This window comes from Microcoleus sp. Pol12A5 (genome assembly GCF_036701435.1).
GTDB lineage: Bacteria > Cyanobacteriota > Cyanobacteriia > Cyanobacteriales > Microcoleaceae > Microcoleus.
On the sequence record NZ_JAUBQU010000005.1, the window covers coordinates 100451 to 111143 of the forward strand.

Below are 10693 nucleotides of genomic sequence, written 5' to 3' on the forward strand. Positions count from 1 at the left end.
TAGATTGATTTTAGATGATTCCACCCTAATGGCGGCTTCAATAGTAAAAATCTCACATGAAAACCTTGTTTAAAAAACTGTTAGTTCCCCACCACTTGGAGTACCTAACACTTGATAAAAACTTTTCAATCCAAGAAATCTCTCTAAAAGTTCAGCGATTTGCCGACTCTCCCGAAGAAGTAGTTGCCGGCAACGATGTTCGCATTCCCTTTCCAGAATTAGTGGGAACTGAAGAAATTTTCATCGATATTTTTGAAAAACGGTTGCCAAATTTTGAATTAAAAGCAATCACGCGACTATTAGGAAACGGTTCGCGACTTTATTTTGATATGTATATGGTCGAGTTCACCAATGACGAGAATTATCAGAGATTAATTATATTTTTTGAGGACGTAACCGATAGGATGGCTTTAGAACAAACTCTAGTGCAAGCTACCAATGAAATGGATATTTTATTGAGTACCTTAGCGGCTACTAATAATTATGTTGAAAAAATTATTACTTCAATGGCCGAAATTTTGTTGGTAACCACAGCATCGGGGAAGATTAAAAAAGTCAATCAAGCTGCTCAAGATTTGTTCGGTTACAGCGAATCAGAATTAGTAGGCCAGCCAATAGACGCTCTCGCGGCTTTTTGCTCATCTTTGCAAGCAGTCAGCCAAGAGGAGCCTCAACAATTGCAAACTAACGCCGAAGTAATTTGCACAGCAAAAACCGGAGAAAAGCTAACAGTTTCGTTTTCCTGTACCGCGATTTCGGCTGACATTAAAGCTATTTCTGGATCGGGGCCCCCCCTTCAAGATTTCGTTTACATCGGCCGCGATGTCACAGATAGACAGCGGGCCCGCAAGCGACAAATAACTCAGTACGTCACCACTCGCATCCTGTCGGCATCCGAAACAATAAAAAAAGCTATAGCAGCAATTCTCCCCGTAATTTGCGACAGCTTGGGATGGGATACTGCAGAACTTTGGATGCCAGAATCTGGGGAAAAACTGCTGTCAGAAACTAAGAGAATAACTGCGGTTTCCGACCCCAATTTGCTTCGCTGCGTCGCCAATTGGACAAAACGCTCAGTTTCTATCCCCAAATTTGCCGAATTTACTGAACAAATGACTTGTGCGTTTGGCGAAGGATTACCCGGTTTCGTGTGGGCCAGCGGTTCCTCTCAGTGGATTGCCGATGTCACAAAAAGCGACAGTTGTCTGCGCCGCGAAATCGCTGCTGAAGAAGGATTGCACGGAGCTTTTGGTTTCCCAATATTGGGGGACTATGACCCTGAAAATTCTGCAAAGTCTGTGTTGGGGGTGATGATTTTCTTCAGCCGCGAAGTGCAGTGTTTTGATGAAGAACTGCTCCAGATAATGGCAAGCATCGGCAGTCAAATCGGTCAATTTATCAAGCGAAAACAAGCAGAAATAGCTTTGCGTGAAAGCGAAGAACAACTGCGAGACTTATTTGAAAATGCTACTGACTTAATTCAAAGTATTGGAGCCGACGGTCATTTTTTGTATGTAAATCGGGCTTGGCGGGAAACTTTGGGCTACACCGAAGCAGAAATTGCTCAAATGACTGTTTTTGATATCATTCATCCGAACAGTTCCCCAGAGTCTCTGGATATATTGTATCAAGCTATTACAAAAAAAACGGTAAATGAAAATACCTTGTATCCAGAGTCTATTGAACTAACATTTATTACTAAACACCATGAAAATATTTTGCTTGAAGGCAGTATAAGCTGTAAATTTGCGGCAGGTTCGCTAGTAGCTATTCGCGCTATTTTGCGAGATATTACTGCTCGAAAAATGGCCGAGGAGGCTCTAGCAAAATCTGTGTCCCTGCTGCTAGCAACTTTTGATTCTACTGCAGACGGTATTTTAGCGATTGACAGGAACGGAAAAATTGTCACTTTCAATCGACAATTTGTGGAAATGTGGGGCATACCTAATGAAGTGATGGCACTGCGAGACGACGCCATAACGATCGCCTTTGTCCTCAACCAACTCAAAGACCCCCAAGCATTTCAAGAGAGAATACAATCACTTTACGAGCAGCCAGAAGCCGAAAGTTACGACTTGTTGGAATTTCAAGATGGCAGATTTTTTGAACGCTATTCGCAACCGCAGCGACTGGGAGATACAATTATCGGGAGAGTCTGGAGTTACCACGACATTACGGAACGCAAGCAAGCAGAAGATGCGTTGTGGGAAGAACAAGAAAAATCAGAAAAACTGCTGTTAAATATCTTGCCCAAGGCAATAGCAGAACGCCTCAAGCAAAACGAAACTACTATTGCCGAATACTTTCCGGAAGTGACTGTTTTGTTCGCTGACATTGTGGGGTTTACTGCTTTGTCTGCCGTCATGAATCCGATCGAACTTGTGGATATCCTAAATAAGATTTTCTCAGGATTCGACCTTTTGTGCGAACGGCACGGTTTAGAGAAAATTAAGACCATCGGCGACGCATACATGGCAGTAGGAGGACTGCCTGAACCCAGGGTAGACCACGCAGATGCGATCGCCCAAATCGCCCTAGATATGCAAGCAGAAATAGCCAGATTTAATGCTAAAAATAATAAATATTTTAGCATCCGCATCGGCATTCACAGCGGCCCGGTTGTTGCGGGAGTAATTGGTATAAAGAAGTTTATTTATGATTTATGGGGCGACACGGTAAATATTGCTTCCCGCATGGAATCTCAGGGTTTGCCTTGGCGGATTCAAGTGAGCGAAAATACTTATAAACTGTTGGAAAATAAATATTTGTTTCAGGAACGAGGACTGATTGAAGTTAAAGGCAAAGGAGGAATGAAAACTTATATTCTTCTTGGTCGAAAACCAGCCAGCTCATCAGCCATAAGTCATCTGGCTGATGACTAAAAGTGTTGCTAAAGTTAATTAACAATTCTTTTTCACCAAGACTAATGCAACTTGCTAATTTGTCGGCCAATTTACGATCGCCCGACGAAGCTGTCGATCGCCACCCGGCAACGGTTGGGTCCTCAACTTCGCTCGCAGAGGCGATCGCCCTGATGCGTCGGACGAGCTACCCTTGTCCAATGCCTAATTCACCTGCATTTCACGACTCAAACGAAACTGTACAAGCATCGATTAATTGCGTCTTAGTTGTCGATGAAAATCAGCTAGTCGGACTGCTAAGCCCGGAAGATGTGCTGAACTTAGCCGCCTCCGAATACGGATGGCAAGGCATGAAAGTTGCCGAGGCAATGACGCGGAATTTAATTGTCTTACAAGAATCAGAATTTACAGATCTTACTACCGCATTCAAGCTATTTTGTCAATACTCGATCGATTGCTTGCCAATTGTAGATGAACGGGGTCAGCCAGTAGGTATAGTTAGCGAAAAAAGGATTCGCCCAGCAATGTATAGCTGGATCGAGGCACTGCATCAAGAAGTGGCAAAACTCCAGGAACAATGCGAACTGTTAGAGGGCAATTGTGAACTCGAAAAAGTCAGCGATCGCCAAAATGCCGAAAATGCCATGCGGCAAAGCGAGGCGCGCTACCTGGCGATTGTGGAAGACCAAACCGAACTGATTTGCCGCTACCTCCCAGACGGTAAAATAACTTTTGTCAATCAAGCTTACTGCCGTTATTTCGGCCTGCAGGCGTTCGACTTACTCGGCAAATGCTTCATGTCCCTGCTGCCAGAAGCAGACCGAGAAATTTTTCAACAGCAATATACTTCTGTGTCTCCCGACAACCCTATTTTTACCTGCGAGCACCAAGTAATTTTGCCGAGCGGGGAAATTCGCTGGCACCAGTGGATCGATCGGGCGATATTCGACGAGAGCGGACAAATCGTCGAGTATCAAGCTGCAGGCAGGGATGTCACGGATCGCAAACAAGCAGAAATCGCTTTGCAGCAGCTCAATGCAGAGTTAGAACTGCGAGTGCAGCAGCGGACACAATGGTACGAAATGGCAGTATCGGCCGGCAAAGTGGGGGTTTGGGACTGGAATTTGGAAACCGACGAAATCTATATTGCTCCGTCTTTGAAAGCTTTGTTGGGGTATCAAGACGCAGAGATTCCTAACCGCATGGAAAATTGGGCATCTCACGTTCATCCCGACGATCGAGTTACAGTCGCCCAAGCAGTAAATGCTTATCTAGAGGGTTTAACAGAAATTTATGAAGTAGAACACCGGATGGTGCGTAAAGACGGCAGCACCTGCTGGATACTTGCCCGCGGCAGCGCGATCCGATCGGCTTCTGGCAAGGCTTTCCGCCTGACTGGCACTGACACCGACATTACGGATCGCAAATTGACCGAAGAAAAACTTCAAAACTCCGAAGCCGAACTGCTGGCGCTGTTTAACGCGATGACGGATATTGTCCTGGTTTTCGACGCAAGCGGCCGCTACCTCAAAATCGCCCCCACTGCTCCCCAACTGCTGTACAAACCTGCTCCTGAAGTGCTGGGCAAAACCCTCGCCGAAATCTTCCCAGAAGCGGAAGCTAATTTTGCCCTGGGTCACATTCGCCAAACCTTAGCATCTAGGCAAACTCACAGAGTTGAATACAGCATGGAAATTGGCTGCAAGTTATTCTGGTTTGATGCCACTATTTCGCCGCTGGATCTCGATCGGGTGATGTGGGTCGCCCGAGACATTACCGCTCGCAAACAGGCAGAAGCTGCACTGCAAAAGAGCGAGGAAAAGTTTCGCAACTTATTTGACGATGCTCCGATCGCGATTGGTTTGGCAAGCGTGCGCGACTACCGCACGATCAAAGTGAATGAAGCTCACCGCCAGATGTTGGGCTACAGCGATTCGGAGTTGGCTAGCATGACTTTTACTGAACTCACGCATCCAGAAGATTTACAAGCAGATGTAGAGGAAGTCAAGCAGTTGATCTGCGGCAATATTTCTCGTTTACAAACGGAAAAACGCTTGATTAAGAAGAATGGCGAGCTGATGTGGGCAAACTTGACGGTGACGCTGATCCGCGATCGCGAGGGCATTCCTCTCTACAGCATGGGGGCGATCGAAGATATCAGTTATCGTAAGCGGGCAGAAATGGAATTTCAGCAATTAAAAGAACGCCTGCAATTTTTACTGGCTTCTAATCCTGCAGTAATTTTTACTGCCGCACCCACGGGAGATTTTTGTACTACTTACATTAGCGACAACGTTAAGGCAATCATGGGCTACGATCCCCAAGAACTGTTAGCAGATTCTAAATTTTGGTCGAGCCGGATTCACCCTGAAGAGCGGCTCCAATTTTTAGCAAACTTTTCTAATTTGTCCGAGGGCAAAAATTGCATTTGCGAGTACCGCTTTCTGCACCGAGACGGACTTTACCGCTGGCTGCGGACGGAACTGAAACTATTGGTTGACAGCAGGAGCATTCCGATAGAAATTATTGGTTACGCCGCCGATATCACCAATTCTAAATACGCAGAAATAGCGCTGCAGCAGCAGTTCGAGCGAGAACGGCTCGTCGAGGCGATCGCCCGTCGCGTCCGCCAGTCTTTGCAATTAGAGGAAATTCTCAACACTACGGTTGCCGAACTCCAGCAAGTATTATTAGCCGATCGAGTTTTGGTTTATCAACTTTTACCCAAAACCGGCGGCAGAGTCATTGCTGAAGCGGTGGCAGAAGGATGCAGCCAACTCGTGGATAGATATTTTGGCGAAGAGGTTTTTCCGCCTGAAAGTTATCAGCTTTATTTGCAAGGGCGAATTTCTGCGATCTCTGAACTAGATTCTCCCTTCCTTACAGATTGTGTGGCGGAGTTTATGAAACAGATTGAAGTTAGAGCAAAGTTAGTAGTGCCGATTATTCAGCACAGCGAACTTTGGGGATTGCTGATTGCCCACCAATGCGATCGTCCTCGTGAGTGGCTAGAATGGGAAATCAATTTATTTCACCAGTTGGTGAATCAATTAGCGATCGCTATTCAGCAATCTCTACTTTACCAGCAACTGCAAGCTGAACTGAGCGACCGCAAACAAGCGGAAGCAAATTTGAAAAACTCCCTCCGAGAAAAAGAAATTTTGCTTAAAGAAATTCACCACCGCGTCAAAAACAACCTCTGCGTAGTTGCCAGTCTGTTAGAATTGCAATCGAACACAGTTGCCGACCCGCAAGTAAGCAAAATGTTTGAAGAAAGTCAGAATCGCCTTTATTCTATGGCTCTGATTCACGAAAAACTGTACCGATCGACTAACTTAGCGCAAATTAATTTTGGCGAATATCTTGAAGATTTGGTAAGTAACTTGTTTCACTCTTATAATATTAGCAACAACCAAATTAAGTTGCAGGTATTAGCTAAGCCAATTTCCCTAAATCTTGAAACCGCTACTCCCTGCGGTTTAATTGCCAATGAATTGGTTTCAAATACGCTCAAACACGCTTTTCCTGATGCCACGAGTGGTACAGTTAGTGTAGAATGTTATCAAACTGACGATGGAGAAATCAACCTCTTAGTTAAGGATAACGGCATCGGCTTTCCTCGAAACTTAGATTTTCGGAAAACTAACTCAATGGGCTTTCAAGTTGTCTGTACTTTAACTGAGCAGTTAGAAGGAAGCATCGAACTGTTAACACAAACTGGCACAGCATTTCACCTGAAATTTCATGAATTAAACTACTGCCAAAGGTTTTAAAATTATGGATGTGGCCGAAAAAGCAATTAATATTTTGATTGTCGAAGACGAACTCTTAATTGCTAAAAGTTTAGCCCAAAAATTAGAAAATTTAGGATATCAAATCGCAGGCATTGTCTCTTCAGGAGCCGATGCCATTCATCGCGCCGGCGAATTGGAACCTGATTTAATATTAATGGATATAGTCATCAAAGGCGACATTGACGGCATAGAAACAGCAGTAATAATTAATCAAGAATTAGATATCCCAATTATCTATACAACTGCCTATGCCGACGACGCAACTTTGCAGCGAGCCGAAAATACTGGCTCTTACGGCTACCTCCTCAAACCTTTTAAGCAAAGAGAACTACACGCCACAATCAAGATAGCGCTGAGCAAACATCAAGAAGCAGTTAGTCTAAAAAAAATAATGGCATTAGCCGCAGAAAAAAGCGAAAATAGAGCGCGCTTTATTTCAATGGCTTACCACGATTTAAACACTCCTTTAACTACTATACAGTTATCGGCTGAAATGCTAGAAGATAGCGAATTGAATAAAACCCCCGGAACTACCAATAAAAATGTCGATCGCATTAAAAAAGCCGTCAGTAATATGAGTAGTTTGCTGGAAGATATTTTAATGCTTAGCAAAGCAGAATCAGGTAAAATCTCCTTAAATTTAAATCAGATCAATGCTACGGACTTATGCAAGTCTATTTTAGAAGAACTGCAACCTATCATCACCGACAAACACCTAGTACATTTCCGCAGTCACACAAATCCGCTGCACGCCAATCTCGATGCTAAACTACTGCACCACCTTCTGACTAATCTGCTTTCAAACGCCATTAAATATTCTCCAAACGGTGGCAATATATGTTTAGACTTAAGCTGCAAAAACGAACAAATAATTTTGTGCGTTCGAGATGAGGGAATTGGAATGACACCGGAATATCAAGGAAAACTATTTCAGCAGTTTGAACGGGGTGCTAATGTAGGCAAGATTAAAGGATCGGGTCTGGGACTCTGCATTGTCAAACACATAGTTGACCTGCACGGCGGTACAATAAGCGTGGAAAGTGCGATCGACAAAGGTACTACATTTATTGTCGCGCTGCCTTTTTTAGTCAGTAGTCAGTAGTCATTAGTCATTAGTCATCTATCCTTCTTCCTTCTTCCTTCTGCGATAAATCTATTGGGAGACAAAAGCCCGATCGCCCTATCTTCTTCTCCCCCCGCCGCATTCGCAAATCGCTCAGCCAAAGCAGGTACAATCACCAAAGGATTGCTGAGACCCGAAAAAACGTGCAATCCAGGGCGATCGGCAATCGGCCCTACTACAGGCAAATTATCAGCGCTAAATGCCACACTACACTCGTGCCAAGTTGCCGGTAAACCTGCCAAATCGGGCAAAACCTTGCGGATTCCGGCACGAATTGCCGTTTCGCTGGTTTCGCGATCGACTTTAGCATTCAAATCGCTCAAAGTGCGCGACAATTGCCCGATCCGCAAACTGCCATCCTTAAACCCAATTGCACCCGAATCTAAAATCGGCGACAGCAACTCTTTACCAGGTTCATCCCAAAGAAAATCCACCTCAATTCTACTCGATTCAGCTTCCAATTCAAAACGTTTTAATACCGCAGGCATCACCAAAGTCCTGAGTTTCAAATCCACAGGTGCAGTTTCCAAAATCTCGGTGCGAGTAAAATAAACTCCCACAGAAACACCAGCCACCTTCAGCAAACTCCGACTCCAACCTCCAGCACAAACCACAGTATTTTCACAGCGATAAATTCCCTGCGCCGTCTTGACTCCCGAAATCCGGTTTCCCTCTTCTATAAACCCAATTACTTCAGCAAATTCTATAGTTCCTCCCAACCGGAGAAACCCTTGACAATAAGCTTTATTTGTGGCAGTCGGCGAAATGTGACCGTGGCGCACAGTCAGAGCTCCGGCGATCGCACTTTTATTCAGCAAAGGTTCCAACTCGCCAGCTTCTGCAACACTCAAAAGCTGCGGAACAATCGCAAAATACGCGTAATTAGCCGCCACTTTTTCGGCATCATTGCCCGCATCAATTGTCAGCAACAAATCCAACTCGCGAAACTCAGTATCAGCATCTAATTCCGCCGATAAATTGCGGTGGCGTTCGATACCTTCTTGACACAATTTGCGAGTTAAATCAGTCGTCCCCGACCAATAAGCCAAGCCACCATAACTAAAACGAGTAGCATTTTGCATGGCAGCATCTCGTTCCAAAAGCAGCACAGCAAAACCTTTTTTTGCCAGTTCGTAACTAAGTGATGCACCAGTAATGCCACCGCCGACAACAATCCAATCGTAACTTTTCATGGGCAACTCAAAGGGAAGGAAAATATCATGCTTAGATTTTAGCTTAGGTTTTTTTCCGAACCAGCCGAAAAACCTCTACCTACAGGAAGAGGCTGCCTGCGATCGGCATAACTGAAACTTCCACCCGTCGGGAGATGTTTGCGTAGAGATATTTTTCGTTCAATAGTAGGAATTAGAGTCAGCAAAAAATTAGAAATACCAGAGAGGTTTTTATGAGTATCGACAAACCAGGCAAAGATATGGAACGCACTGTCAATCCGGGCGATCGCATTTCCGACGAACCGCAAAGCATCGAAGAAAAAGCCCAGCAACTGGCGGTAGACCACGTGCCAGACATCACGGGCGATGTTGTTACAGTTCCAACTTATGTGATCGTAGAAGAACCCGATGGGGAAAAGAAAGCTTTGCACCACGTCAAAGACGCCGACGAAATTTCTGACGTAATTCGGCAGGCCCGCGTTGACGAAAATGGCGAGCGGATTTGGGATTAAGTTCAATCCAATAAAAACGGCTTTTTTGTACAAAATTAATCGCTAGAAATCATGGAAACAAATCAAAGAAATAGTACCCCCTATCCGAATATTCCGCCGATTCTAGAAAGTGACGACAGAGAGTATCGTGACGCCGGCATTACGAGTACGCTTTCAGTTGCAGGTCATCCCATCCACCCCATCATCGTCATCTTTCCGGTCGCCTTTTTAGTAGGAGCCGCGGGCACGGACATCGGTTATTGGCTCACAAGCGATCCGTTTTGGGCGAGAGCTTCGGTTTGGCTGATGGGTATCGGTTTTGCAGCGGGGATTTTGGCAGCAATCACGGGCTTTTTAGATTTTTTCAAAGTTAAAAGAGTGCGCGAGCGCAGTGCTGGCTGGTTGCACATGGGCGGCAATGTGGCGGTTATGGTACTTACCCTGATTAACCTGGTGTTGCGACAAGGTAATCCGGCTGAGCCGATCGTATATACAGGTTTAGCAATATCGATCGTCGTTGCAACCTTGCTGGGCATTACAGGCTGGTTCGGCGGCGAACTAAGTTTTCGCCACAAAATCGGCGTCATTGGCCCTACCAGTCATAATTCCTAGGTTCCTGACCATTTGTAGTAGGGGCTTTCGTCCCTCTTCATTTGACACTTTAGGACTAAAGTCTTGACTACAAACTTAAAGATTGTCCCAGCCAATTGAGATAAGCATCACTGCCAGCGATAATAGGAATAGCAATAATTTCGGGAACTTCATAGGAATGGAGTTCCTGAACTTTTGTTTTTAAAGCCTCAAATTTAGCCATATCAGTTTTAATCACCAACTGCCACTCTGACCCGGCATGAATCTCGCCTTGCCAAGTATAAATAGAGCGAATTGGCGACAAACTCACACAAGCAGCCAGCTTGTGTTCAACTAAATTTTTAGCGAGATTCTCCGCCTCCGCCTCCGATGCCACAGTTACCAGCACCACCCCAAAATTAACAGTCATAGCGATTTTAGATTTGAGATTAAAGAATTGATTTCAACAGAAAACCTTGAGCGTAATTCTTTGTAGCTACAGGGCAATGCCCTTTCCGGCGAGGATATCTACCACTTTTAATAATTCTAGTTACCGGATTTAATCGATCGTGTCGCATCTAAATTTTACAGTCAAGTTGGAGGAAATTAAGTAGGTGGACAGGAAAAAAATAAACTATGTAACGCTAAGTCTTGAGCTAGCTAGACTTAAACTTGAAACGCT

The 10693-nt window shown here is 44.8% G+C and carries 7 protein-coding genes; 5 read left to right on the plus strand and 2 right to left on the minus strand.

Annotation, left to right across the window (positions count from 1 at the left end; all coding sequences use genetic code 11):
• The first annotated feature begins 56 nt into the window (after nucleotides 1-56).
• From QUA45_RS02590 to QUA45_RS02600, 3 genes are read left to right on the plus strand one after another with little or no spacing between them, the layout of a single operon-like run.
• Nucleotides 57-2882 carry an adenylate/guanylate cyclase domain-containing protein gene (locus QUA45_RS02590; protein WP_333219234.1) on the plus strand — a complete coding sequence of 942 codons (2826 nt, stop codon included), beginning with the start codon at nucleotides 57-59 and terminating at the stop codon, nucleotides 2880-2882.
• Between the two features lie 44 nt (nucleotides 2883-2926).
• Entirely contained in the window at nucleotides 2927-6634 is a 3708-nt protein-coding gene (locus tag QUA45_RS02595) for a PAS domain S-box protein (protein WP_333219236.1), read from the plus strand.
• A 4-nt stretch (nucleotides 6635-6638) separates the two neighbouring features.
• A complete protein-coding gene (locus tag QUA45_RS02600; RefSeq protein ID WP_333095457.1) occupies nucleotides 6639-7757 on the plus strand; it encodes an ATP-binding protein in 1119 nt (372 codons plus the stop codon).
• A gap of 14 nt (nucleotides 7758-7771) precedes the next feature.
• Here QUA45_RS02600 and QUA45_RS02605 read toward each other — a convergent pair whose 3' ends face one another.
• Nucleotides 7772-8971: an FAD-binding oxidoreductase gene (locus QUA45_RS02605; RefSeq protein WP_333219238.1), complete on the minus strand. Its 1200-nt coding sequence runs from the start codon at nucleotides 8969-8971 to the stop codon at nucleotides 7772-7774.
• 212 nt (nucleotides 8972-9183) lie between these two features.
• Here QUA45_RS02605 and QUA45_RS02610 point away from each other — a divergent pair, with 212 nt between their 5' ends.
• Both QUA45_RS02610 and QUA45_RS02615 read left to right on the plus strand, forming a co-directional pair.
• Nucleotides 9184-9462, plus strand: coding sequence for a hypothetical protein (locus QUA45_RS02610; protein WP_333070811.1), 279 nt, complete (start codon nucleotides 9184-9186; stop codon nucleotides 9460-9462).
• Nucleotides 9463-9513: 51 nt separating this feature from the next.
• Complete coding sequence (locus QUA45_RS02615; RefSeq protein WP_333219240.1) at nucleotides 9514-10053, plus strand: DUF2231 domain-containing protein; 540 nt, start codon at nucleotides 9514-9516, stop codon at nucleotides 10051-10053.
• Nucleotides 10054-10120: 67 nt separating this feature from the next.
• Here QUA45_RS02615 and cutA read toward each other — a convergent pair whose 3' ends face one another.
• A complete protein-coding gene (cutA, locus tag QUA45_RS02620; protein WP_333095455.1) occupies nucleotides 10121-10441 on the minus strand; it encodes a divalent-cation tolerance protein CutA in 321 nt (106 codons plus the stop codon).
• Nucleotides 10442-10693: the final 252 nt, after the last annotated feature.

Coding starts and splice junctions, on each gene's coding strand:
- QUA45_RS02590 (WP_333219234.1), top strand. CDS start 57: ATGAAAACCTTGTTTAAAAAACTGTTAGTTCCCCACCACTTGGAGTAC.
- QUA45_RS02595 (WP_333219236.1), top strand. CDS start 2,927: ATGCAACTTGCTAATTTGTCGGCCAATTTACGATCGCCCGACGAAGCT.
- QUA45_RS02600 (WP_333095457.1), top strand. CDS start 6,639: ATGGATGTGGCCGAAAAAGCAATTAATATTTTGATTGTCGAAGACGAA.
- QUA45_RS02605 (WP_333219238.1), bottom strand. CDS start 8,971: ATGAAAAGTTACGATTGGATTGTTGTCGGCGGTGGCATTACTGGTGCA.
- QUA45_RS02610 (WP_333070811.1), top strand. CDS start 9,184: ATGAGTATCGACAAACCAGGCAAAGATATGGAACGCACTGTCAATCCG.
- QUA45_RS02615 (WP_333219240.1), top strand. CDS start 9,514: ATGGAAACAAATCAAAGAAATAGTACCCCCTATCCGAATATTCCGCCG.
- cutA (WP_333095455.1), bottom strand. CDS start 10,441: ATGACTGTTAATTTTGGGGTGGTGCTGGTAACTGTGGCATCGGAGGCG.